The sequence below is a fragment of the Clostridium sp. genome (genome assembly GCF_047777555.1).
Classification (GTDB): domain Bacteria; phylum Bacillota; class Clostridia; order Clostridiales; family Clostridiaceae; genus Clostridium_H.
This window is the reverse complement of record NZ_JBKEEV010000001.1, coordinates 586,701-612,678: the sequence shown is the minus strand read 5'-3', so window position 1 is coordinate 612,678 and position 25,978 is coordinate 586,701. Positions and strand designations below refer to the sequence as shown.

At 28.9% G+C, this 25,978-nt stretch carries 24 protein-coding genes and 2 pseudogenes; 18 read left to right on the top strand and 8 right to left on the bottom strand.

All coding sequences use genetic code 11. The features are described from left to right. Nucleotides 1-169: 169 nt before the first annotated feature. Nucleotides 170-394: a hypothetical protein gene (locus tag ACFWTK_RS03040; RefSeq protein WP_242862601.1), complete on the top strand. Its 225-nt coding sequence runs from the start codon at nt 170-172 to the stop codon at nt 392-394. Between the two features lie 245 nt (nt 395-639). Here ACFWTK_RS03040 and ACFWTK_RS03035 read toward each other — a convergent pair whose 3' ends face one another. Continuing rightward, entirely contained in the window at nt 640-2,019 is a 1,380-nt protein-coding gene (locus ACFWTK_RS03035; RefSeq protein WP_415874651.1) for an IS1380 family transposase, read from the bottom strand. A gap of 265 nt (nt 2,020-2,284) precedes the next feature. On the opposite strand from ACFWTK_RS03035, the gene ACFWTK_RS03030 reads away from it, so the two are divergent. The 8 genes from ACFWTK_RS03030 (at nt 2,285) to ACFWTK_RS02995 (ending at nt 8,585) form a co-directional block, all read left to right on the top strand. Beyond that, nucleotides 2,285-3,235: an ABC transporter ATP-binding protein gene (locus ACFWTK_RS03030; RefSeq protein ID WP_415874650.1), complete on the top strand. Its 951-nt coding sequence runs from the start codon at nt 2,285-2,287 to the stop codon at nt 3,233-3,235. Nucleotide 3,236: 1 nt separating this feature from the next. Beyond that, a complete protein-coding gene (locus tag ACFWTK_RS03025; protein WP_415874649.1) occupies nt 3,237-3,995 on the top strand; it encodes an ABC transporter permease subunit in 759 nt (252 codons plus the stop codon). A 1-nt stretch (nt 3,996) separates the two neighbouring features. Then, nucleotides 3,997-4,542 (top strand): hypothetical protein, encoded by a 546-nt coding sequence (locus ACFWTK_RS03020; protein ID WP_415874648.1) that lies wholly within the window; start codon nt 3,997-3,999, stop codon nt 4,540-4,542. Nucleotides 4,543-4,586: 44 nt separating this feature from the next. Next, complete coding sequence (locus ACFWTK_RS03015; protein WP_128213586.1) at nt 4,587-4,988, top strand: PepSY domain-containing protein; 402 nt, start codon at nt 4,587-4,589, stop codon at nt 4,986-4,988. A gap of 67 nt (nt 4,989-5,055) precedes the next feature. Next, complete coding sequence (locus ACFWTK_RS03010) at nt 5,056-5,736, top strand: response regulator transcription factor (RefSeq protein ID WP_415874647.1); 681 nt, start codon at nt 5,056-5,058, stop codon at nt 5,734-5,736. Nucleotides 5,737-5,738: 2 nt separating this feature from the next. Then, complete coding sequence (locus ACFWTK_RS03005; RefSeq protein ID WP_415874646.1) at nt 5,739-7,115, top strand: sensor histidine kinase; 1,377 nt, start codon at nt 5,739-5,741, stop codon at nt 7,113-7,115. 2 nt (nt 7,116-7,117) lie between these two features. Continuing rightward, nucleotides 7,118-7,792 (top strand): LysE family translocator, encoded by a 675-nt coding sequence (locus tag ACFWTK_RS03000; protein WP_415874645.1) that lies wholly within the window; start codon nt 7,118-7,120, stop codon nt 7,790-7,792. A gap of 10 nt (nt 7,793-7,802) precedes the next feature. Beyond that, nucleotides 7,803-8,585, top strand: a complete 783-nt coding sequence (locus ACFWTK_RS02995) for a hypothetical protein (RefSeq protein WP_415874644.1) — start codon at nt 7,803-7,805, stop codon at nt 8,583-8,585. Nucleotides 8,586-8,730: 145 nt separating this feature from the next. On the opposite strand, the gene ACFWTK_RS02990 is transcribed toward ACFWTK_RS02995, so the two are convergent. Further along, nucleotides 8,731-9,594, bottom strand: a complete 864-nt coding sequence (locus tag ACFWTK_RS02990) for an EamA family transporter (protein ID WP_415874643.1) — start codon at nt 9,592-9,594, stop codon at nt 8,731-8,733. Nucleotides 9,595-9,890: 296 nt separating this feature from the next. Here ACFWTK_RS02990 and ACFWTK_RS02985 point away from each other — a divergent pair, with 296 nt between their 5' ends. The 5 genes from ACFWTK_RS02985 (at nt 9,891) to ACFWTK_RS02965 (ending at nt 13,543) form a co-directional block, all read left to right on the top strand. Then, a complete protein-coding gene (locus ACFWTK_RS02985) occupies nt 9,891-10,571 on the top strand; it encodes a DedA family protein (protein WP_415874642.1) in 681 nt (226 codons plus the stop codon). Next, nucleotides 10,543-11,106 (top strand): phosphatase PAP2 family protein, encoded by a 564-nt coding sequence (locus ACFWTK_RS02980; RefSeq protein WP_415874641.1) that lies wholly within the window; start codon nt 10,543-10,545, stop codon nt 11,104-11,106. The genes ACFWTK_RS02985 and ACFWTK_RS02980 overlap by 29 nt, the downstream gene beginning before the upstream one ends. Before the next feature lie 21 nt (nt 11,107-11,127). Beyond that, nucleotides 11,128-11,703 carry a phosphatase PAP2 family protein gene (locus ACFWTK_RS02975; protein WP_415874640.1) on the top strand — a complete coding sequence of 192 codons (576 nt, stop codon included), beginning with the start codon at nt 11,128-11,130 and terminating at the stop codon, nt 11,701-11,703. Between the two features lie 13 nt (nt 11,704-11,716). After that, nucleotides 11,717-12,298, top strand: a complete 582-nt coding sequence (locus ACFWTK_RS02970; protein ID WP_415874639.1) for a phosphatase PAP2 family protein — start codon at nt 11,717-11,719, stop codon at nt 12,296-12,298. A 75-nt stretch (nt 12,299-12,373) separates the two neighbouring features. Then, a complete protein-coding gene (locus ACFWTK_RS02965) occupies nt 12,374-13,543 on the top strand; it encodes a glycosyltransferase family 4 protein (protein ID WP_415874638.1) in 1,170 nt (389 codons plus the stop codon). 194 nt (nt 13,544-13,737) lie between these two features. Here the strand turns inward: ACFWTK_RS02965 and ACFWTK_RS02960 are convergent. Continuing rightward, nucleotides 13,738-15,115: pseudogene (locus ACFWTK_RS02960) on the bottom strand (IS1380 family transposase). A 159-nt stretch (nt 15,116-15,274) separates the two neighbouring features. Between ACFWTK_RS02960 and ACFWTK_RS02955 the strand changes: the two are divergent. Then, nucleotides 15,275-16,648 carry a transglutaminase domain-containing protein gene (locus tag ACFWTK_RS02955; protein ID WP_106023997.1) on the top strand — a complete coding sequence of 458 codons (1,374 nt, stop codon included), beginning with the start codon at nt 15,275-15,277 and terminating at the stop codon, nt 16,646-16,648. A 232-nt stretch (nt 16,649-16,880) separates the two neighbouring features. After that, entirely contained in the window at nt 16,881-17,978 is a 1,098-nt protein-coding gene (locus ACFWTK_RS02950; protein ID WP_415874637.1) for a glycerol dehydrogenase, read from the top strand. Between the two features lie 163 nt (nt 17,979-18,141). On the opposite strand, the pseudogene ACFWTK_RS02945 reads toward ACFWTK_RS02950, so the two are convergent. Further along, nucleotides 18,142-19,379 (bottom strand): annotated as a pseudogene (locus tag ACFWTK_RS02945) (DUF4317 domain-containing protein). 209 nt (nt 19,380-19,588) lie between these two features. Further along, nucleotides 19,589-20,779 carry a coenzyme F420-0:L-glutamate ligase gene (locus tag ACFWTK_RS02940; RefSeq protein ID WP_415874636.1) on the bottom strand — a complete coding sequence of 397 codons (1,191 nt, stop codon included), beginning with the start codon at nt 20,777-20,779 and terminating at the stop codon, nt 19,589-19,591. Nucleotides 20,780-20,910: 131 nt separating this feature from the next. Here ACFWTK_RS02940 and ACFWTK_RS02935 point away from each other — a divergent pair, with 131 nt between their 5' ends. Continuing rightward, complete coding sequence (locus ACFWTK_RS02935) at nt 20,911-21,795, top strand: LysR family transcriptional regulator (RefSeq protein WP_415874635.1); 885 nt, start codon at nt 20,911-20,913, stop codon at nt 21,793-21,795. 101 nt (nt 21,796-21,896) lie between these two features. Here the strand turns inward: ACFWTK_RS02935 and ACFWTK_RS02930 are convergent, their stop codons facing one another. From ACFWTK_RS02930 to ACFWTK_RS02920, 3 genes are all read right to left on the bottom strand, one after another. Then, nucleotides 21,897-22,331 carry a Dps family protein gene (locus ACFWTK_RS02930; RefSeq protein WP_415874634.1) on the bottom strand — a complete coding sequence of 145 codons (435 nt, stop codon included), beginning with the start codon at nt 22,329-22,331 and terminating at the stop codon, nt 21,897-21,899. Nucleotides 22,332-22,513: 182 nt separating this feature from the next. After that, nucleotides 22,514-22,660, bottom strand: a complete 147-nt coding sequence (locus ACFWTK_RS02925; protein ID WP_415874633.1) for a hypothetical protein — start codon at nt 22,658-22,660, stop codon at nt 22,514-22,516. A gap of 133 nt (nt 22,661-22,793) precedes the next feature. Continuing rightward, a complete protein-coding gene (locus ACFWTK_RS02920) occupies nt 22,794-23,687 on the bottom strand; it encodes a DUF2935 domain-containing protein (RefSeq protein ID WP_415874632.1) in 894 nt (297 codons plus the stop codon). A gap of 184 nt (nt 23,688-23,871) precedes the next feature. Between ACFWTK_RS02920 and ACFWTK_RS02915 the strand changes: the two genes are divergently transcribed. Further along, nucleotides 23,872-25,962, top strand: a complete 2,091-nt coding sequence (locus ACFWTK_RS02915) for a helix-turn-helix domain-containing protein (RefSeq protein ID WP_415874631.1) — start codon at nt 23,872-23,874, stop codon at nt 25,960-25,962. Nucleotides 25,963-25,978: the final 16 nt, after the last annotated feature.

Genomic DNA, 25,978 nt, shown 5'->3' with positions numbered 1-25,978 from the left:
AAGTGCCTTTGACTTGTTTCCGACTACCGACAATGTAAAAGACATCAATCCACCCCGCTCGTTGCATGTTGAGGCGGTATGCCTGATTTCTAAAAAGTAAGGTTCGAAAACCTATTTGACTTTTAATATACTTAAAAAGACGTATTTTGCTGCTAAAAAAGAGCAACATATGTTCTGTAAGTTTAAAATAAGAAGGCTAGCTATATGGAATGAAAAATTAGTGAACAAGTTAGAAGAAAAACTTCCGGCGGCCGACAGACTTTTGGGCGTGCAGTTCTGGCTTAACCTTCCCGCGAAGGACAAAATAGCTCCACCAGCTTATCATAACATCAAAAACTTAGAAATTGAGGAAATTGATTTTGATTGTGGTAAATCAAGATTATTAGCAGGTTAATTTAAAGATAGAAATTGGACATTTAGTATGTTTTATAGTAGAATTTGATTATATTTCAAAAATAATTTGAACTTGAATTCGGCAAGTAAATTTAAAAAAAGTTTCTACTTGCCATTTTTGTTTTCTTTATGAATAAATTTACATTTATTATGATATTTTATACCGTTAGGTCTTTTTTTGAGTATACTTAATAAACCCAAATAACATTTGGATTTTTAAGGTAATTTATTGTTTTTATTTTACTATTAAGTGTATACTGCTATCATCTTTCTACTAAAAACATTTATTTGCTTTTGAATATAAGTAATGATTTTTTCTAATAAGCAGTTGTTTGAAAAACTTAAATATCTATAATATTTGCTACCACAAACATTACCACAAACTCTATAAAATATTCTCCTTAATGTACTAATTTCATGATGTTGTATTTCCTTAGGCATGATTGCCTGTTTAAACCAGTTATGAATGTTATATGCTATCATTTTTATTAAAAGGTACAATTCATTGCATTTATGATTTACTAAACTATTTTCGCTAAAGGCATAGCCTTCTTTTATTTCATCTATGTTATTTTCAACATCACATCGTTGATTATAATCTTGAAATATTTCTTCAGGTGTTAAATAATCTATATTTGTTACTATTGCTTGATATTTATATTTACATTCTTCGAACATTAACTGATTCATATTTTTTGGAATAATTTTTTCTCTTATAATCACAAATCTTCTTGCTCTTTGCCATTTAGGCAATGGAACTGTAATTTCTGTAACAGATAAAGTAGAACTTATATCGTGCCATATATAATCCTTTGAATTATTATTTATAAAATCTATTATCATTTTAACAGTAGAATACATTTTACATTTAACAACATATTCTATTCCATTATCTTCAAAGTATAAAAAGTTTTCTTCATCAAAAAAACCTCTATCAAGTCTAACTCTTTTAAGAAGATATCTTGAAGGAAGCTGGTTTATACAACTCTTAAAGAAATCTAAAAATTTATAATTACTATGGTGTCTACCATTTTCAAGAGTAATGTTAAGTAATTCATCAGTTCCTGAAATAAACCCAACTTTTTCTTTAAATGATGGTCTTCCATTGTACCTTGGATTATATCCTATTCCTGATTTTTCTTGATTACCAAAGATAGTTATAACAGTATCATCAATATTAATACAAACCTCGCGTACATCTTCAGTTGAAGACTTTAAGTCAAGTATTTTTTTATTTATAGTTCTTAATTCTTCTAAAGTTTCTGTTGGTAAAGCTTTTAAGAGATCTCTACATACTTTTTCACTGGGTAATTTATCTACACCTTTAAACTTTTTATATCCTTCATCATTTCTTAATGTTTCAATGTGCATAAATCTTGAGAAACCAAGAATATTTGCATCAATCATGTATTCTATAATTTCTGCAGTATTAAAAGTAGAATTAGCGGCCTTCTTATAGGTTACGCCTTTTTCTAAAATAGTTGGTAATCCTATTATTTGTTTAAAGGATTCCACATAAGAAAAAGTTGCTACAGAAGTAACTTTGGTATCATTGAATTTTGCTTTCATGTTCAAAAATCTAATTTTCTTCTTTAAATTTTTTTGATTTTGTTGTAAACTATTCATAGAAATCACCCTTTTGTGTTTTGTTTTTTTTCAATTATATTTTAACACTTAAAAGGGATGATTTCTTTTAATTTTTTTGAACAAAAAATCCTTTAATTTCAATGCCTTTCGGCATTACTTGCCGAATCCAAGTTAAAATAATTTACTTGTTATTGGGATTTTAATCTAATTTTAATCTTATTTTTAATCCTTTTTAATTTAGGAAACTTAACATACAAATATAAGTTAAGAGATATTGAAACTAAGCTAAAAGGAGGTATAGATTTTGATTAAAACTGAAAATCTGACTATGACATATAAAAATGGATTTACAGCAGTAAAAAACTTAAATCTAAATGTAGCAGAAGGAGATATTTTTGGTTTTCTTGGACCCAATGGGGCAGGAAAAACCACAACTATTAGAATGTTAACGGGATTATTAAAGCCAAGTAATGGAAGAGTTTTTATTAATGACCTTGATGTTGCTTCAAATGAAAATGAGGTTAAGAAAATAATAGGGGTTGTGCCAGAATCTCATGGTTATTACAACTGGATGACTAGTATAGAGTATCTTAGCTATTTTGCAGAACTCTTTGGAAAAGATAAATCAAAATATACAAAGCATATTGAATATTTACTAGAAAAAGTAGGATTAAGCGATAAGAAGAAAGTTCCTATAGGTCATTATTCAAGGGGAATGAAACAGCGACTGGGTATTGCGAAATCTCTTATAAATAATCCTAAAATAATTTTTCTTGATGAGCCTACCTTAGGACTTGACCCAATAGGACAGAAGGATATTCAAAATCTTATTTTTGAAATAAATAAAGTAATGAATGTAACAGTATTTATCACATCTCATTTACTTAAAGATATTGAAGTTCTCTGTAATAGGGTGTCAATAGTTCAAAATGGAGAACTTATAGAGCAGGGAAGTATTAAGGAACTTCAGGATAAGTATTCTGAAAATGAAACAATAAAACTTAAAACATCTGATAATATGAAGGCTTATCAGTTTTTAAAACAAAATAAGATGTTTACTGGGTCGGAGTTAAAAGACGATAATATATACATTTATGTCAATAAAGCCATTAACAATAATTTATTAAATGAAGCAAAGCATTATATCGTCGAAAAGTTGTTTGTAAATTCTATTGATATCCATGAGATAGGCAAAGTAGAGACAACGATAGAAGATATATTTTTTAAACTTACTGATAAGAAGGTGAGAAATTAATATGAATCTTTCAATAATTAAAAAGGAACTTAGAGAAAACTTTTATGCTATGAAAGGGAACTTATGGTTAATTATTATAGCAATTATATTTAGCATAATGTCCTATAGCTTTGTATCTGTGAAAGAGTTAAGTCTACTTGCTCAAACAGAAGTTATAGTTACAATGGGTAAATTAGTTATAGGATTAGCATTACTTATAACAATAGTTCTTGCTGCAGTAACTTTTTCAAATGAAAAAGAAGAAAGTACGCTGGAAAGTTTGATGCTTACACCTGTACCAAAGATGCAGGTAGCTTTTGCAAAACTAATTGGAGTGCTTTTGATGGGAATATCTGTTTTTGCCATAGCAATTCCATATATAGCAGCATTAAGTTATGGAACAGGACTTATTGCTAGAGCAGTTATATTTATTGTCATTATAGGTAGTATTATATCTTTTTCTTATGCCAATATTTCTATTACTCTTTCAATTTTATTGGGTTCATCTAAGAGCTCTATAATAACTTCAATAATATTTTTTATACTGACTGGATTACCAAGCTTATTATCAACTTCAATTAAAAAAGCAGGTTTTGGAGCGGTGATTGAAAAGATTAGTCCATTATCTAATACATTTAACCTTATGAAAGCTGTAATAATTGAAAAACAGGGCTTTGCTGGAATGACTAAGTTCATAATTCCAATATTAATATTTGCAGTTTTGTCCTATATGTTTTTAATCTACGGAACAAAGAAAATCGCATTCAAAGGAGGAGAATAGTATGAGGAGGATATATATAGCAATTACAATGTTTTTGATTCTGGCTTTATATCCATTAACAAATGTTTATGCTAAGGATTTAAATACAGATAAATTAAGTATCTCCATAACATCTCCTTTTGCGGTTAAAGATTACCCAGGAAAAGAAGAATTAGTTAAAGCAGAAGTGAAAAATAACACGGATAAGCCTATAAAGGATTTACTTGTTTATATAACTATGGCAGATATAAAAAAGAATATGACCGTTAACTTAGAAGATTACAGTGCAGATAAACCTGTAAAGGTAGATATACTTAATCCGGGGGAAACAAAAGTTATAGAACTTCCTATACGGTTTGTATATACCAGTAACTATTATCTGTATACTACAGCGGTTTCTAAAGAATATAATCAAATTATTTCAAGCGATGCTATTCCTATAGAGATTATGGGAAATACAAAAGTTGATAAAAATATGGTGTTGATAATATCTTATGTAGAGCCAATCCTATTAGCATTAGGAACAGTATTTATAATGCTAAAAAAGAAATACACTAAGACAACATAAAATCAAGAATTAAAATATTGTTTATCTGACAGGAGGAAAATATAATGAAAAATATTTTTATAAAAGTAAAGGAATTTTGTAGGAACTATAAAAAAAGGATCATAAAGATTATATCAATCAGTATTGCAGCGGTAATAATTGTGGGGGGATCAATAGCTGGAGTAGTATATTCTAAGGCAAAAGGCAACTTAAAATATACACAAGATCAGCTACAGCAAATTGCTTTAGGTAAGGTGCCTGGTGAGGTTATAAATGTAGAAAAAGAATTGAATTTTGAGGAAGCAGTTTATGAATACGAGTTTAATATTAAAGACAAAGAGAATATGCTTCAGAGAGTAAAGGTGGATTCTAAAAATGGTGTAATATTAAAATTAGACAATGAGAAATCTAAGGGTGAAAATAGAAATGGTCACGATAAAGAGGAAGGTAACCGTGGCGAAGACTAGCAAAATAGTATATATTAGTATTTAGTAGTGAGCTATCAGCTCACTACTTTCTTATGGAGGTGTTAAAGTGAGGGATTTTAAGATTCTATTAGTAGAAGATGAAAAACAGATGTCTATGTTTATAGAAATGGAATTAACTCATGAAGGATATAAGGTAGACACAGCTTATGATGGGAGAGAAGGACTGAAAAAGGCGGAGAATAATAAATATAACTTAATACTTTTAGACATAATGATTCCTAATCTAAATGGAATAGAAGTTTGTAAAAGAATAAGGCAAATTTCTATGGTACCTATAATAATGTTAACTGCTAAAAGTGATGTGTCTGATAAAGTAATAGGTTTGGATGTAGGAGCCAATGATTATCTTACCAAGCCTTTTGCAATAGAGGAGCTTTTAGCTAGAATAAGAGTTTATGAAAGAGATAAGTCTATAATTAATAAGACTGAGGAACTTAAAGTGAAAGATATTGTTATGGACAACAAAACTCATCAAGTATGGAGAAATGGAAAAGAAATAGAACTTACAAAAAAAGAATATGATATTTTGGAAATGCTTATCAGGAATAAAAACATAGTTCTTTCAAGGGAACAGCTTATTGAGAATATATGGGGATATGATTATGTAGGGGACACTAATGTGGTGGATGTATTTATAAGATATTTAAGAAGAAAAATTGATGAAGGATTTGATGAAAAGCTTATTACTACTATAAGAGGAGTAGGATACGTAATTAAGGGTGATTGATGATGGACTTAAAGATTATTAAAAATGCTAAAATTTCAGTGAAGCTTACAATAATATATGCCTTTATGTTTTCGTTATTGCTGCTGATTTTAAATGCTTCAATTTTATATGGAGTTAAATACTATCTTTATAGTCAAAGCAACAAGCAGCTTGAAGATATAAAAACTATAATAACGAATAAGATTACAAATGAAAATGAACATATCCGTTTATCTGACAAAGAAATAGTTGCGGATATTCCTTCAAATGAAAATATTCATATAAGGATAATACAACAAGACGGAAATGTCATTAATTCTTCAGATAAGTTTAAGTATAAGATTGAAATAAAAGAACCTTATGGGAAAATACTAAAAAAAGAAGCAGGAGAAAAACATATACTATTTGAGAATATTAAGATTGATAGTAAGGATTATGAGACAGTATATTTACAAATAGTTAAAGATATGGATAATGAGTATGATTTTATGAAAATTTTGTTTGTACTCATGGCCATAGCAGATTTTATTGGTGTAATTGCTTCAATTATTATAGGATACATCATAAGCAAAAAAATGTTGAGACCAATAAATTATATAACTAAAACTGCTGAAAGCATAAGCATTAACAATCTAAAAGAAAGAATAGCAGTGAAAGGTCCTGAAGATGAGCTAAAAAGACTTGGAAATACCTTTAATAAAATGATAGATAGACTTCAAGAATCCTTTGATAGGCAAATTCAGTTTGTATCAGATGCTTCTCATGAACTTAGAACTCCTATAGCAGTTATACAAGGTTATGCAAATTTACTTGATAGATGGGGTAAGGATGATAAAGAAGCTTTAGAAAAGTCCATATATGCAATTAAATTAGAAGCTAATAACATGGGCAACCTAGTTGAGAGGCTTTTGTTCCTTGCTAAAGGTGATAGCGGAAAGCAAAAACTAGAAAAACAAGAATTTTGGCTTAATGAGCTAATTAATGAAGTTGTAGCAGAAAGCAAATTAATATCTCCTAACAAAACAATAACAAATAATAATAATGATACAGTAAAAATATTTGCAGATTATAAAATGATAAAACAAATGCTTAGAATATTTATTGATAATAGCATCAAATTTACAACAGAACAAGGGAAAATAGATATAAGTTCACAGCTTAAGGATAATGATATAAAAATAACTGTCAAAGATAATGGTATAGGCATACCAAAAGAAGATATCAAAAATATATTTGATAGATTTTATACCGTAGATAAGTCAAGGTCTAAAGATAAAGGGGGAAGTGGGCTTGGATTGTCTATAGCAAAATGGATTGCTGAGATGCATCAAGGCTATGTAGAAGTTGACAGTGAAGAAGGAAATGGAACAACAATATCTGTTAGTTTGAAGAGGGTTTAGTAATGAATACGAATTATTTATTGATGATAAGAGCAATTTATACGGGACTATTGACTGGAATTGCTATTGCAATACCTATGGGTCCTGCAGGTTTTGAATCCGTTAGATGGACTATTTCAAAAGGTTTTAAACAAGGTGTAAAAGTAGCAGCAGGGTCTTTGATTGCAGATGCCATTGATGTTATACTTATTAACTTTGGACTTCTTGAGTTAATTGAGAAAAATAAATTATTAGAAGTTTCATTTTGGATAATTTCTGGAGTAATAATCTTTTTTATAGGTTATAAGTCCTTAAGGAAATATAAAGATAATAATGCAGAAAAGGAAGAACCTATTTTAGAGGAGAAAGAGCTAGATTCACATGCCTTATTTACAGGCTTTATTGTTAATTTTTCTAATCCGATGACTCACTTTTTCTGGTTAACCTTAAGCAGCACTGTAATAAGAATATGGAGAAGTTATGGGAAACTTACTTACTTTATATTTGCTCTTTTTATGTTATTTGGAATGTTTATGAGTTTATGGACTATAAATTATGTAGCTTCTCGTGGTAAAAAGCTTACTACTCCTAAGGTTTCTGGCAAGCTTGAAAATATAATTTCCTATGTCATAACATTATTTGGGTTAGGATTCATGGTGAATGGATTATATAAGTTGTATAATTTTTTAGTAAAGTGAGAATGTAAATATGAAAAAGTTGAATATTATAATTGCGACAATAGCAGTATCAATATTATTTTCAGGGTGTTCAAAAATATTAAAAACATCAAATACAGTAACGTCAACGTCAACTTCAACTAATACGAGTACTACTAGCAATACTACAGATAAGACTACTATAGATAAATTGAATAATGAGTATAAAATAACTCTTCAGAAGCTTAAAAATGATTATGTAGGTAAAAGAGACCAAATGTATACTAAGAGTTCAGATAAATATAAAATATCTTTTGATGATAAAGAAAAGGAAATGGTTAAAACAGCCAACGAAGTTATAAATGCAGCAATGGCAGAACTAGATAAAGTAAATAAAGAACAGCTGGATATGATAAAGAAGGCATACGATTTAGAAGTGGAAAAAATAAACGCCGAAAATTTAACAGCAGATGAGAAAACTAAAGCTCTAAATACAGCAATTAATAACAAGGCTCAGAGTGATTATAATCAAAAGCTAAGGTATGAAGAGAGAAAGCTATTTATTCAAAGAATCAAAAGATCTTATGAAAATAGTTTAAACTCGATTAAAAATACTAAAGACAATGATTTAACTAATTTATTTAAAAATGTAAAAAAAGAATACGATAGCAAATATGAAAAACTTACATCCGCTACGGGAGGACAAGGTTCTGAGTGGGATAGGCTTTTTAATTTAGAGCAACAAAACATTGATAAAATTTATTTGGATGAAAGTAAAAAATTTGAAGATAGCTTGGTAGGTCTAGATAAGTGGCTAAGAGATTCATTTAAATAATATTAAAAATGTGGATAATAATTAATTTTACATATTGAATAAAGGATTGGATACTGAAACTTTCTTGTTTTCAGACTCCAATCCTTTAATTCTTAAGTATCTAAAATCGTTATAAAATCAACGATATATTTTTAACTTTCCAAAACTATTTTATCAAAAGCAATAGAGTTCCTATGACGATTATTATCAATCCTAAGAGTGACTTTCTCGTGAGTTTTTCTTTCAAAATAAAATATGAAAATATGACTGAAGCAACGATACTTAATTTATCTATAGGAACAACTATGCTTGCTTGGCCTTGCTGAAGAGCTTTGTAATAGCAAAGCCAAGATGCACCTGTTGTAATACCTGAAAGGCAGAGGAATAACCAGCTACTTTTATCAATTTTTTTAATTCCAGCTTGTTTTTTTGAAACAAAAACTATTATCCATGCCATAATCAATACTACTATTGTTCTGATTGCAGTACCTAAATTTGACTCAACTCCACTTATTCCGACCTTTCCTAAAATTGAAGTAAGACTAGCAAATACAGCTGACAAAACAGCGTAAAATAACCATCTGGTATCCTTGACTTCCTTGGTTTCACTGTCCTTCTTAGTTATCATCATGTATGTACCTATACCTATGCCGCACATACCAATAAATTTTATAAAAGTAATTTTTTCATTTAAAAAGATAAAAGCTAAAATCATAGTTAATACTGTGCTGGATTTATCAATAGGTGTTACTTTATTCACATCACCCATTTGCAAAGCCTTAAAATAACAGAGCCAGGAAGCACCTGTTGCCAGTCCTGATAACACTAAGAAGAGTAAGGTTTGTCCGCTTATTTGATGAATTAAACTTTGAGAACCAACAATGAAAACCATAAGCCATGAGAAAATTAATATAACAATCGTTCTAATTGCCGTAGCCAGATTAGAGTCTGTATTTTTAATTCCAATCTTAGCTAAAATAGCTGTAATGCCAGCAAATAATGCTGAACCAAATGCAAATAATACCCACATCAAAATTACCTTCTTTTAATTTATTTTGTTATTCCTGCATGATTATATGCTTTCAAACAATAATATTATACCATGCTTATATATCTTATTTTTCATGAATTGAATATAAAAGATAGATACATGTTTTAATAAGGTGAGTGAATATAAATTTATTCTCACCTTACTTATTTTAAACGAATACATAAAAAATCTTAAGATAAATCTAAGTTCTTTTTAATCTGATTTTAATCTAGTAAATACATAATATAAAACGTGGGGAAACTGATATGAGGTTTTAAAACGAAAGGAGAAAAATTATGAGTATTTTAATTAATCTTTTTAACGGAATAATGCACATTGATAAGTATCTAAACTTACTAGTACAACAATATGGTATGTTAACATATCTAATTCTTTTTTTAATAATTTTTATGGAAACAGGATTAGTTGTTACGCCATTTTTGCCAGGAGACTCAATGCTGTTTGCAGCAGGAGCCATTGCAGCAATGGGGGCTATGAATATATTTACACTTCTCATAGTAGTTTATATTGCTGCAGTGCTGGGTGACACTGTAAATTATCATATTGGTAAAAAATTAGGAAACAAAATTTTAGAAAAAGAAGATATTAGATTTATTAATAAAGAGTATTTAAAGAAAGCTCAAACATTTTATGGAAAACACGGCTCTATGACAATTGTTTTGGCAAGATTTATTCCGATAATTAGAACCTTTGCACCATTTGTAGCTGGTATAGGAGAAATGAACTACACGAAGTTTATACCGTATAATATGCTCGGTGGCGGACTATGGGTAACTTTATTTCTAGGTGGGGGGTACTTCTTTGGTAATCTACCTTTTATAGAAAAACATTTCTCTTACGTATTAATAGCAATTATTATAATATCAATTCTTCCTGCAGTTATAGCAATTATAAAGGAGAAGAGAAATAAAGACGGAGATGATAATGATGATGTCGTTACTTCAAAGATTGGATAACTCTATATTAGTTCTTATAAAAAACAGTATGCATAACATTATTATGGATAAATTCATGATAATAATAACTTCGTTAGGTAATGGAGGAGTTATATGGCTTTTAATTGCAGCTTTGTTAATTATAAATAAAAAATATAGAAATGTAGGATTTATGGCTATTGGAGCTTTAATTCTAGCCACAGTTCTAGGTGAAGGTGTTTTAAAACATTTAGTACAGCGTGTACGACCATCAGCAGATATTCCAGCGGTTAATCTTTTAATAGCAAAACCTTTATCATATTCTTTTCCATCGGGGCATACTACCTCTTCATTTGCTGTTGCAGGAGTTCTGGCAAAATATTTAAAGAAGTACTCTATTGGAATTTTAGGATTGGCGTCACTTATAGCTTTTTCAAGACTATATTTATATGTACATTATCCAACAGATGTTATAGCAGGAATTATCTTAGGTCTTTTGTGCAGCAAGTTAGTAATACATGCATCTAATAAAATGATAAATTATAGAGAAGATAACAACAAAGAAATATCAGTTTAGGTATTGGTAGAAGGTGATTAAATGTATCTAAACATACCAAGTAAAATCATAAACTTTGATAATTATATATTGCTGACTATTAATAAGTATTTAAAAAGTAAATTTTTAGATAGAGTAATGCCTTTTATTACTAGCATGGGTAATCTAGGAGCTGTTTGGATACTTATAGCGGTGTTTTTATTATTAGATACACCATTTAGCAACGTGGGAGGAATAATAATACTAACCCTAATTATAAGCACATTAATTGGTGAAGGCATAATAAAGCATTTGGTAAGGAGAGTCAGGCCTTGTGTAAATCATAATAAAAATGAGCTTTTAATAACAAAGCCAATATCATATTCATTCCCATCAGGTCATACTTTATCTTCCTTTGCAGTAGCAAAAGTATTATCTGTATATTTTGTGCAGTACAAGCTATTATTTATGGCAATAGCACTTTTAATAGCTTTATCAAGACTTTATCTACATGTACACTATCCTACAGATGTAATAGCGGGAATTATTATTGGCTTGATATGTTCAGAGATTGTTTTCATTATTATTGAAAAAGGTTATATAGAAAAATTTGCGAGTTTATATCAAAACATAATGTAAAGAGGTGTTAAAGATGAATATGGAGCTTTTTAGGCTTATAAATAATTTAGCTTATAAAGATAATGTTTTAGATGTAATTATGATTGTTTTTTCAAAGTATGTTCCATACCTATTCATGGCGATAATTGCAATAGTATTTCTACTTGGAATTTTCAAGAAAAATAGTGAGTATAGGAAGAGTATGGTTAGTATTTTTGTTTTTACGCTAATGAATCTTTTTATTAGCTTCATAGTTGGAAGCATTTATTATGTAGACAGGCCGTTTGTTCATAATAAAGTGAATTTTTTATTTCCACATGCAAAGGATGCATCATTTCCAAGTGATCATGCCACAGGGACGATGAGTATTGCACTTGGCTTTGGAAAATATAATAAGGCAATTAGCTTAACATTAAGTATATTATCTATAATTGTGGGATTTTCAAGGGTTTATGTAGGGCATCATTATCCTGCAGATGTTATTTCAGCATATGCAATAGTTTTTATAGTCAATTATATTTATAATCTGAAACTCAGAAATAGAGTTGAGGAGTTATATGAAATTTTAGAGAAAAAGGTTGCCTATAAATTAGGCTTTAAGGCACTGTATAATTAGAGTTTATATATAGGAATGACAATCATAATTTTGTTAAATAATGGATTTGTAAAATATTTAAATTGGAGGATAAAAATGAAAATATTACTAACTACTGATACTTATTTTCCAATGACAAATGGAGTTGTTGTATCTACAGATAATTTGTACATGCAGCTAAAAAACTTGGGGCATGAAGTAAAAATATTAACTCTATCTTCTGATGGTAAAGAACATATTATAGGAGATGTTCTTTACTTTAGCTCTTATCATATTAATATTTATCCAGATGCAAGAATAATAAAGCCTATGAGAAACAGAATTATAAGTGAAGTTATAAAATGGAGACCGGATATTATACATTCACAAAGTGAGTTTTCCACAATGATTGTAGCTAAATATATAAAGAGAAAATTAAACATACCTCAAGTACACACTTATCATACATTGTATGAGGATTATCTTCATTACTTTCTTGGCGGTAAAATTATTAGAAAATCAACCCTTTCAAAGCTTACAGGATTCCTATTAAACACTTTCGATACAGTAATTGCACCAACAGAAAAAGTTAAAGAAAAACTGGAAAGCTATAATGTGGCTGCTAATATAGAAATAATTCCTACAGGTATAAATCTAAAGAAGTTTCAGCAGGAGATATCTGTAGATGAGAGAAACAAGCTATTAAAAAGGTATGGATTTAGTAGTGAAGATAAAATTTTAGTTTATGTAGGAAGGGTAGCGGAAGAAAAAAATATAGAAGAAGTAATAAGCTTTTATAATAAGGCGTTAGAGTATATTGGAAATACAAAGCTTTTAATAGTTGGGGGAGGACCATGTCTATCTAAATTGAAGACTATGGTAATGCAATATAAACTAGAATCAAATGTAAAATTTACAGATATGATTACTAGTGATGAAATTAATAAATATTATAAACTTGGCGATTATTTTGTAACTGCTTCAACTAGTGAAACTCAAGGGATAACATACATTGAATCCTTGGCAAGCGGACTTCCTGTTATATGTAAATGGGATAGGTGCATAGATAATTTAATTATAGATGGAGTAACAGGCTTTACTTATAAAGATGAGAAAGAGTTTGTTAATGCTCTTATAAATATAACGACTAATAAAGAATTAGAAAAAATTATGAAAGTTAATATTAATAATATTGTAAATGAGTATTCAATAGAAAACTTTGGACAAAGGGTTTTTAATATTTATAATAATGTACTAATTGATAAAAAGGTTCATTATTCCGCATAAAATCTGAACAAATTATTAAACTTGAATTCGGCAAGTAAATTTAAAAAAAGTTTCTACTTGCCATTTTTGTTTTCTTTATGAATAAATTTACATTTATTATGATATTTTATACCGTTAGGTCTTTTTTTGAGTATACTTAATAAACCCAAATAACATTTGGATTTTTAAGGTAATTTATTGTTTTTATTTTACTATTAAGTATAAACTGTTATCATTTTTCTACTAAAAACATGTATTTGTTTTTGAATATGAGTAATGATTTTTTCTAATAAGCAATTATTTGAAAAACTTAAATATCTATAATATTTGCTGCCGCAAACATTACCACAAACTCTATAAAATATTCTTCTTAATGTACTAATTTCATGATGTTGTACTTCCTTAGGCATGATTGCTCGTTTAAACCAGTTATGAATGTTATATGCTATCATTTTTATTAAAAGGTACAATTCATTGCATTTATGATTTACTAAACTATTTTCGCTAAAGGCATAGCCTTCTTTTATTTCATCTATGTTATTTTCAACATCACATCGTTGATTATAATCTTGAAATATTTCTTCAGGTGTTAAATAATCTATATTTGTTACTATTGCTTGATATTTATATTTACATTCTTCGAACATTAACTGATTCATATTTTTTGGAATAATTTTTTCTCTTATAATCACAAATCTTCTTGCTCTTTGCCATTTAGGCAATGGAACTGTATTCTGTAACAGATAAAGTAGAACTTATATCGTGCCATATATAATCCTTTGAATTATTATTTATAAAATCTATTATCATTTTAACAGTAGAATACATTTTACATTTAACAACATATTCTATTCCATTATCTTCAAAGTATAAAAAGTTTTCTTCATCAAAAAAACCTCTATCAAGTCTAACTCTTTTAAGAAGATATCTTGAAGGAAGCTGGTTTACACAAATCTTAAAGAAATCTAAAAATTTATAATTACTGTTATGTCTACCATTTTCAAGAGTAACGTTAAGTAATTCATCAGTTCCTGAAATAAACCCAACTTTTTCTTTAAATGATGGTCTTCCATTGTACCTTGGATTATATCCTATTCCTGATTTTTCTTGATTACCAAAGATAGTTATAACAGTATCATCAATATTAATACAAACCTCGCGTACATCTTCAGTTGAAGACTTTAAGTCAAGTATTTTTTTATTTATAGTTCTTAATTCTTCTAAAGTTTCTGTTGGTAAAGCTTTTAAGAGATCTCTACATACTTTTTCACTGGGTAATTTATCTACACCTTTAAACTTTTTATATCCTTCATCATTTCTTAATGTTTCAATGTGCATAAATCTTGAGAAACCAAGAATATTTGCATCAATCATGTATTCTATAATTTCTGCAGTATTAAAAGTAGAATTAGCGGCCTTCTTATAGGTTACGCCTTTTTCTAAAATAGTTGGTAATCCTATTATTTGTTTAAAGGATTCCACATAAGAAAAAGTTGCTACAGAAGTAACTTTGGTATCATTGAATTTTGCTTTCATGTTCAAAAATCTAATTTTCTTCTTTAAATTTTTTTGATTTTGTTGTAAACTATTCATAGAAATCACCCTTTTGTGTTTTGTTTTTTTTCAATTATATTTTAACACTTAAAAGGGATGATTTCTTTTAATTTTTTTGAACAAAAAATCCTTTAATTTCAATGCCTTTCGGCATTACTTGCCGAATCCAAGTTAAAATTAAAATGGAGGAAAAATAATATGCTTAAAAAGTTAATAAAAATTTCAATTATTTTTTTATTTATAGTGTTTGTACATGTAGATGCAAAAGCTGCTGAATCAACTGATATTAAAAAAATATATCCAATCAAAGAATTAAAAATCACTTTTAATCAAGAAATTTCATTTGATTCAGCAAAAGAAAATATTAAAGTAAGAGATTCTAAAGGACAATATGTAGATATTACTTTAGGTTTAGGACAAGATAAAAAGAGTATTATAGTAAATCCACCTAAAAACGGCTATGAAACAAGTAAAAAATATACTTTATATGTAGATTCAAATATTAAATCAAGTAATGGAAAATGCTTGAATAAGGGCACAGAATTTGCTTTTTATGTAGAAGGGTATCAGCCAAAATATTATATGAATATTGTAGATGATGTTACGATGAAAAAAGCAGATGAAATAATAGCAAGTGTTATAAAACCGGGAATGACTGATTTTGAAAAAGAATTAGCATTACATGATTATGTAGTTGCACATACTGAATATGATTTTATTAATTATATTAACAATACAATACCTGATGATAGCTATACTGCATATGGAGTATTGATAAAAGGTATAGGTGTATGTGAAGGTTATTCTGAAGCTATGGCTCTTCTTTTGAATAAAGCAGGAATAGAGTCTATTATAATAGTAGGGCGCGAGATGAATCATGCATGGAATCTAGTTAAGATAGATGGAAGTTGGTATCATTTAGATGCAACTTGGGATGATACTACGAGTTCATCAGGACTAATACAAAATCATAGTTATTTTAATCTTACGGATTATGAAATGGAACTTGATCATTCATGGGATAGAACTATGAGTCCTGTATGTAATAATGTAAAATATACTTATAATAATTATTTATATTGTAAAAAAAATAATATTTCATTGGATAATCCTAGTAGAATTATAAGTGGTATAGTTACACTTCCTAATGGAGATATAGCTGATAAAGACATTACTGTAGAAGTTATTGCTGATTCACTAGAGAAAACTGATGATTATGAAAGTTATTATAAAGGAGGAACAAGAGTAATAATATCAAAAGGTTGTAATTCAGCAGAATACTCAATAATAGTACCTAATTTTAGTATGGGTTATATATTAGGGTATCGATTACTAACAAATGTTGAAAATAAGTATAAATCATATGCATACTATAGGGAGAATACAGATCCACGTGGAGGAATAACATATCCAGAAGGACAAGAACCAGAAATTATATATTATAAAAATGGTGCAATGAGTACAGACTATCCAAGTGGGACTCCACAAGATGTTAGTTCAGGAAATAAAACGGTTAATCTGATGTTAGTACCATATGAACAAAACGATTTTGAAGATTTTATTATCAATTAGAAAGAATATATTCTCTATAGAGAGTTTGACATAAAAATAAGATATTATAACGCCTCCCTATATTAGGGGGTATATTTTTACACAAAATCAATTATTTTAATATTATTAAAATATTGAGCTTATTTAATAAAAAAAATTCCTATACTAGAAAAAAGTTTGAAATATTATATCATAAGATGTATAATAGTATTGTTAATGAATTAACAATATTTATGGAAAGAGGGTATATATTATGGCAGTTATAAAAATGCTACGTGCTCCATTAAAATACGTACAAGGAAAAGGTGCTTTATTTAATTTTTATGATGAAACAAAAGACTTGGGAAATAATTTCTTATTTATTTGCAGTAACAGTGGATACAAAAATTGCTCTGAAAAGATAAAAAAGAGTTTTGAGGGAACAGATGCAAAGCTGCGTTTTGAGATTTTTGGTGGAATTAGTTCTAATTCTGAAATTGAAAAGATGAGAGAAATTGTTAAAGAAGATAAAATCGATGTTGTTGTAGGAGTTGGCGGCGGTTCAGCAATTGATACTGCTAAAGCAACTGCATATTATGAAAATTGTCCAGTAGTAATTGTACCTACTGTATGTGCAACTGATGCACCATGTACTGGTCTTTCAGTTATTTATAATAATGACGGTACATTTGATACTTATTTATTTTACCCAAGAAACCCAGAAGCAGTTATAGTTGATTCTGAGATTATTGCTAATGCCCCAGTAAAATTTTTAGTTGCTGGAATGGGAGATGCACTTGGTACTTATTTTGAAGCAAGAGCTTGTGTAAGAACTGATTCACCAAGCTTAGAAAATGGAGGAATAGCATTATCTGCTATGGCCCTTTGTGAGCTATGCTATAAAACACTAATTAAATGTGGCTATCAAGCAAAGTTAGCTTGCGAAAACCATTTAGTAACTCCAGCACTTGAAGCAATTATAGAAGCTAACACATATTTAAGTGGTGTTGGTGCTGATAATGGTGGACTAGCAGCAGCTCATTCTATATACAATGGATTCACTGCATTACCAGAATGTGAATCTACTATGCATGGTTCATTGGTTGCCTTTGGTACTATTGCTCAATTAATTTTAGAAAATGCTCCAAAGGAAGAAATAAAGGAAGTAATGGACTTTTGCTATAGTGTAGGCCTTCCAATTACACTAGAGGAAGTTGGAGTAACTGATGTAACAAGAGTTTGTATTGCTGCTGAAAAGGCATGCATCGAGGGTGAAACAATACATCACATGGCAGGAGATGTAACACCAGATCAATTATATGATGCTCTACTAACAGCAGACTTGTTAGGGAGAGAGTATTTTAACAAGTAAATAATAGATGCCATAGTTAGTGGGATCGTTGATTTTCCTAATTCTACAATCTATTTAGAAAGTTTTCTAAATAGATTGTAGAAAATTATATTTTGGGATTCGCTTACCTAAGCCAATACTAAGTGAATATCTACAAAAAGTTTGTTTTTTTAGTGGACTTATATTAAACTATATCATCTAACCCGTTAACGGTAGCTTGTTCATTCTCATCAATGGGAATTATTATACACTTTTTGCCGTCAATTATTTGAGATTTTATTTCGGGTATTTTTTCAGGCTTTACTTTAAGCACAATGTCATATTCGGAAGTAACTTCATCGCTTTCTTGTTTAACTTCCTCAAGTTTAGTTTCAAGTAGCTCTATCTGTTTTTGAAGATTTTCTTCTTTTTTTAGCTGCTCATTTGCTTTAAGTGCCTTTGAATCAATTAAGTTTTCAGCTAAAGGAAGATCATCGCCAAAGTTTTCTACATAAGAATTTTCGATCTTAGCAGTAACTTCTTCAGGAACTCCACTTTCTATTAAAAGGTTTTGTATATGGTCCCTTGTCAAGGTTATAGGCTCACAATATGTGTCTTCATACGTAGAAGTATATTCCTCTACCATGGTATTTAGGTTTTCTTGCACTTTCATAAAAATTTTATCAGCTTTTTCTTCATCATCAATAAAGGAATCTTTAATAATTGATTGAAATGTTTCCTTTTGTATAGTAGCAGTTTGCTTTGGACAGCAGCCTAAAACATTTTCCATTAATTCAGGATGTGTATTCTTTGCATTTTTTGTATAATACATAATAGAATTAACATCTGCACTACGATCAATAAAAGCAGGAAATACAAATCCATTAGTTGGCGCCTCAACAACCCAATCTCTAATACGTGCTTTTATTTTATTTTCTTCTTCAAAGTATCCAAGACCAGGTTCTGAAAGTGAAACAGGGCATATGGCACATAATATATATTCATAAACTTCTTCAGATTCATCTATCTTTAGATTATCCTTAGTTTTTGTAATAACATCATAAGCATCGTGAAAAAGAAGTATTATAAAGTTGCCAGTATAATCATAATTATTTATAATCAAATCATAAAAAGCATCAAGGACAGCATCGTCTTTTAACTGGCTATTTCTAAGCTGCATAAGAGAAATTTGTCTTTCATTTATAAGATCTTCATTAAGTGGGAAGGTAAGTTCTAAGATATTATTTCCAATAGTTCCTGATAGAACCTTTTTAGCGATTTCTAAGTATTTAAAGTATTCTTCTTCTTCTAAATTTAAAAAAGTTTCTCTGAATTTAAAATAATATGCTTTTCTCCATTAACATAGCAGCCGCACATTTTAGAGAAGGTACAGTGATCTTTTTTTAAACGTCTTTTTAACTCCAGGATATCTTTTTTTCTCATATCTAAACCCCTCAATCTAGTAATTTCTATTTATAGATTAATTAATATCATTATTTAAGTATAGTATTTTTTTTGTATTAATTAAAGATTTTTATCTCTAAGGATATAGATACATGGCATAAATTGTAAATAAGAAATACTCTTTTTATTAAAAATATATTAAATAGGAGGATGCTTCTATTATAGAAACATCCTCCTATTTGTGCGATTTACTTTGTATAGTTATCAAAATAGCCTTTAATGTAGATTATTGGAGTACCTTTATCTCCACTACCAGAAGTTAAATCGGATAATGAACCTATAAGGTCTGTAAGTCTACGAGGTGTAGTACCTTGTGATTCCATCTTACCAACTAAGTTTTCTTCTTTATTTCTAATATATTCAGAAATAGCTTTCTTTTGCTCTTCTCCACTAAGATGAGAGAAATTGTTATCTGCTAAGTATTTTAATTTTACTTCATTTGGTGTACCGCTAAGTCCTTTAGTGTAAGCAGGAGATACCACTGGATCTGCAAGTTCCCAAATTTTGCCCACTGGATCTTTGAATGCACCATCTCCATAAACCATTACTTCCACTGTTTTGCCTGTTAATTCCTTGATTTTAGCTTGAATAGTATCTACTATTGGTTGGCAATTGTTTGGGAAAAGTTTTATGCTGTTCTCAGTTGCTTTGTTTGATCCAAGTAAACCGTAAGTTTCATTAAAGCCGCTGCCATTAATTGATGATGTAAGAATATCATCTAGGCCGTAAACTTTTTCTGCACCATTAGTTTTTAAGATGCGTTTTGTACGGAAACGTGTATGAATATCGCAAGCCAATACACTCTTCGTGTAGTCTAAAATTGTTTTTGCATTGTTTGAAAAGATAACTTCACAAGATGTTCCTTCAGCTTCAATTAAACTTTTATAATATTCAATATAGTCAACACCTGTGAAAGGATGCTTATTATAACCGAAATGCTGACGGAATTCAGATTCTGTTAGTACATCTGTCCATGGATTTACACCTTTAGCATCTAGTTCCTCAATATCTACAAGATGATTACCAACTTCATCAGATGGATAGCTTAACATTAAAACTATCTTCTTTGCTCCTTTTGCAATTCCTTTTAAACAGATCGCAAATCTGTTACGGCTAAGAATTGGGAAAATAACACCAATTGTGTCATCACCAAATTTAGTTTTTATATCAGATGCAATATCATCAATAGTTGCATAATTTCCTTGTGCACGAGCTACAACAGATTCAGTTATAGTTATAATGTCACGATCTTCAATAGAAAAACCTTCAACTTTGGATGCATTTAACACAGTATTAACTACTATTTCATCAATTTTATCGCCTTTGTTAATAATTGGTGCGCGAAGTCCGCGTACTACTGTTCCAACTACTCTTTCCAATTTTATCTCTCCTTTAATAAGGTATATTTTATTTATAGTATGTTCTAAATTTAAACCCTACTTTACTATAACTTATAATTATGATATAAGTAAAATTAATATTAATAATATTTAATATAAGGAGAACTTATATGATTGGAAAATTAGATCTATATCGGATATTTAACGTAGTTAGTCAAAATAAAAGTTTTTCCAAAGCAGCGCAAGAACTATATATGACACAATCTGCTGTAAGTCAGGCTATTTCCAAACTTGAGGAAGAATTGGAAACTCAGTTATTTTATCGAACATCAAAGGGAGTGATATTAACAAGTGAGGGAAATATATTGAATGAGCATATAAATTCAGCTTTAGGAATTATTGATGTAGGAGAAAATAAAATATTAGAGTTTAAAACATTAAAGACGGGACAATTGCGTATTGGAGTTGGAGATACTATTGCAAGATACTTTTTATTGCCTTATCTAGAGAAATTTCATTTAACGTATCCTGGAATTAAATTAAATATACTAAATGGAACAACAACAGAAATATGTGATTTTATTAAATCTGGAAAGGCAGATGTGGGAATATGTAATTTGCCAATCGACGATGAACAACTTCAAGTGATTCCATGCAAGGAGATTCAAGATATTTTTGTCTGCGGAGAAAAATATAAAAAAATAACTGAAAAGCCAATTAGTTTAGAGCGTTTAATGGAAATGCCTCTAATATTTTTAGAAAAGAAATCAAATTCACGAAAGTTTGTAGAAGGTTTCTTGAAAAAGAAAGGCTTTCATTTTTCACCTGTATTTGAACTAGGATCATATGATCTAGTTTTAGAACTTACAAAAATAAACCTAGGTATTTCTTGTGTTATAGAAGAGTTTTCTCAAGATTACATAGAAAGAGGAGATTTGTATAAGGTAGTATTAGAAGAAGAGATTCCAAAAAGAAGCATTGGTGTATGCTATTTAAGGAATGTTCTATTATCTCGTGCTGCTAAGAAGTTTGTGGAAAATATAAATAATCTTTAAATTATCCGCTTATTCTTAATATAAAAGCTTACAAAAAATGGACTCGCTTTTCTAAATTTTATAAGTGAGTCCTTTTAATAAGCAGTAGATACTTAATCATATTATGCAAGCATTGATTTAATGAACCATAAGTTTTTACTATAGCCAGAAACATGTTCTTCAAATGCAGATACAACTTCAAAGTCATTATCTTCATTTGCTGCATTTCTTATTTCAATTGCTAAATTCTTCATAGTATTTAGATCCTCTTGAACTATCTTAATAACTTCATCGCTTGAAAAATCCTTTCCATCCAATTCTTTTATAGATGAGTTTTGAATATAGTCTGATAATTTAACTAAAGGTTTCTCATCTCTCATTTTTAAAAGTTCTGCTACTTCATCGTATTTTTCAAAGAAGTCGTTATATAAGGACTCTGTGAATTGATGAATTTCCATAAAATGTATTCCTTTAACATTCCAATGTAAATTGTGGAGCTTTGCATTTAAAATAGCTAAATTAGATAAGTATTCATTTAATTTTTTACAATCTTTCATTTAAGTCCTCCTTAGTTTTAAATAATATTTAACAATAATATTATTCCCAGAAGATTAAATAAAAAACGTACTTACAATAAAAACTAAAAAATGAGGATGAAATGATTATGAGCCGTAAAATATATTTTTGCGGCTCATAAGTTATATTAATTTAGATATATTGTTCAAAAAACCTAGGCCTTTTATTCCAAATTATTTTTAGCAGTAGTTGTCCATTGATTGTTAGTAGCAGTCTTCTTTTTCTTTTTTTCAGCACTAGAATTTTTTAATCCATTCTGAGGTAATGATGTCCATTCATTATTAGTAATAGATTTAAGTTTTTTGCTCATAAAAAAAGCCTCCTTTCTTTTCTTTATAATATTGTTTGCACTAAAAAATTTTTAATTCTAATAGGAGGCTTTATCTTTAATATTGTATTTATTTTATTTTTGTTATAACTTCTAAGCTGCTTTTAAAGGAAGCTTATTTATTTACTGATTTAAGTAGTCTTATATAATGATTAGCTTCTCTTGTAACGTGATCAGCTAAAAGAGGCGATATAAGAGATTTTATTTTACAATCTAGTATTCCTTCTGTACCTTGTTTTTTAAAGTTTTTAAGATTTATAGCAGCATTTAAATCTTTTTTAATTGTTTCAGGAGATGTTGGAGATGGCAATTTATCAAATTCTTTTGCAAAGGCATCTGCTGTTTCAAAAAGTTTAACTTCTGATGGGTCTAGATATCCTCTAATAAATTGTGAGTGTTCTTTCATTATTTCATTCCAATTGATACCCATTAATAAGCTTTCATTTATATTATCCATATCTTCTTTGTTTTCTAATTTTATGAGAATGGAAGCGAATAATCTAGTTTCTTCAATAATGTGGTGAAGCATAGAAGGATATATATAGCTAAAAACTCTGCAATTTAAAATATTAGTTAAAAGATTTTCTTTAAATGCAATGGTAGTATTTAACAAGGATAATGCTTGACGATTTAATATAGATACTTCATGGAAAAGATCAATACTTTTCATAGTTTTATGTTTAGGCTTTAATGCTAACTCCATTTTTGTAATATTCATATTTATGGGGATTCCTGTTAAAAATTGAGTTTTCCATTCAGCGTTCAGCGTAAGGTTGGTTACAAGTTCACCAGAAGATAATACTTCATCACTGATTAGACCGTGAGATAGCTTTACGGCTCTATCTAGGAGTACTTCAACATTGTTTTTCAAGCCAATAAGCTGATAGGTTATATTAATATCTCTAGGAGGTAAAGAAGCTGCTGCTAAAATAGCATGCTCTTTTACTAATCTTAAAAAGAAAAGATTTATCTCAAGTGAATGTCTTATATAATTTTCTCTTGATAACACACTATTCCTCCTTGAAAATTTGCTTGATATTTTAAATATCGCATCAATATATAGAATATTAAAATTTAGAAAATATGTTACAGTTATAGGCTAATTGTAATACATAAGAGGAAAAGGTTAGGTTTAGAAAAATATGATATAATAAGTAGTAATATACAGTGGTTTAGCATCTAAAGGAGGAATTATGAGAAGAGAATACATATCCTTCCAGGGAAATTTACCTCTTACTATCAGTTTACAAGAAATAAGTTATTATCCACTTCATTGGCATAATTGTCTTGAAATAATATTTGTTTTAAAAGGAACGGTATTTGTTCAGATAGAATCTGAAGTCTACGAGCTGAAAGAAAGAGAGATTGAAATAATAAATTCAGATGAACCTCATAAAATTTATTCTCAAGATAAGGATAATAGAATTCTTTTATTTAAAATGGATTTAGACTTTTTTGAAAAATATTATAGTGATGTTAAAGATATTTACTTTTATACAGATTCCTCAAGAGAAGGAGTACAAGAAAAAGAAAAGTATAAGGTCCTTAGAAAGTTTTTGTCCATCCTTGCCTGCGAGGCTATTCAGCAGGGAGAAGATTATGATGAAGAAATAGAGAAACAAATGGTGAAGCTGCTGTTTCATCTATTGAATAACTTTCATTATTTAATATATGATGAAGAAGACTTAAAAGAAAATGAAATACAGTTTGAGAGATATCATAGGATATCAAAATTTATATATAATAATTACATGAATAAAATAAGCCTTCAGGATATAGCTAAAAGGGAGTTTTTAAGCTCCTACTACCTATCTCATGAAATAAAGAATATGGCAGGTACAAATTTTAAGGATTTTTTGAATTCTACAAGAGTTCATGAATCTGTAAAGCTTTTATTAGATACGGAAAAGACTATATCCGAAATTTCAGAAGAAGTAGGCTTTTCTCATACCCGTTATTATAATAAGTATTTTAAAATGTACTATAAAATGACACCTCTTCAATATAGAAAGAAAAATTATCTGTCAGAGAAAAAATATGAATCTTCTAAAAAATATACCCAAATAGATATGAATGAGGCCATTGAATATATTGCTCCATATCTTGAAGATTATGATAGATTTAATTATCAAAAGGAGATAATTAAAATTGAGGTTGATGTATCAGAGAATTTAGGCAAGCTGAACAGCTATTGGAAAGAAGTTATAAATCTTGGAGACGCTATAGAACTATTAAAGGATAAAGAGCAGAGTTTCGTTGAAAATATTCAGAGAAATATAGGATTTAAATATGGAATAGTACAATATTTATTTCATAAAGATATGAAAATTTATTTTAATGAAAATGTAGATTTTCTTAATTGGAATGAAGTAGAAAAACTTATGGAATTTTTAGTAGATATTCAACTTATTCCTATAATAATCTTAGATAAGGTGTTTGATGAAATAGATATGATCTTGAAACTTCTAGAAAGTTTTATATTGTATTTTTCTGACTTATATGGTACCAATGAAGTTCGAACTTGGAAGTTTAGAATAGCAAAGAATCTTCCTAAGGAATATATTAAATCCATTCAAGATGTATTCAATAAGTATGAATTAGAAGATATAATAGAAGAACCTTTTGAAGATGACAATAGAGTAAATTCTATTTTTGATACTGCGTATATGGTACCCTTTATCATTCATAATTTTATAAATGAAAAAAGTGATATGCTGTTTTTAAAAGCATACGATACTGTTGAAGAAAATTCAGTGATGAATAATGAGCTATTCTTCGGTTCCCAAGGAATGATCACTTTACATGGAATTAGAAAGGCTTCTTATTATGCTTATTACTTTTTATCAAAACTAGGAGATGTGTTGATAAAAAAAGGTGATGGATATATTGTAACTTCTAGCGAGGATAGCTATCAAATTCTTCTCTATAGCTTCAGTGAAGATCTAAATAAGCTTATAGATACAGAATATTTAACTAAGAAAAGAGTAGAAAAAAGTGCAAAGGAAAGAGAAATATCTCTATCTTTAAAAAATTTGCAGCATGATTATAAGATAACCATATATGAAATTGGAGAAAAAATAGGTTCATCCTTTAATAATTGGATTTCCATGGGTAGGCCAAGAAGACTTACTTATGAAGAGATGAAAGTTTTATATAGTATTTCTCAACCAAGAATATCTTTAGGTTTTGCAAAAAAGAAACCAATTTCTAACATAATATCTAAGATAGAAGGATATGGAGCGGTACTGATTATCCTTCAAAAAGTACAAAAACACCTTTTTTAGGGTGTTTTTTTGCTAT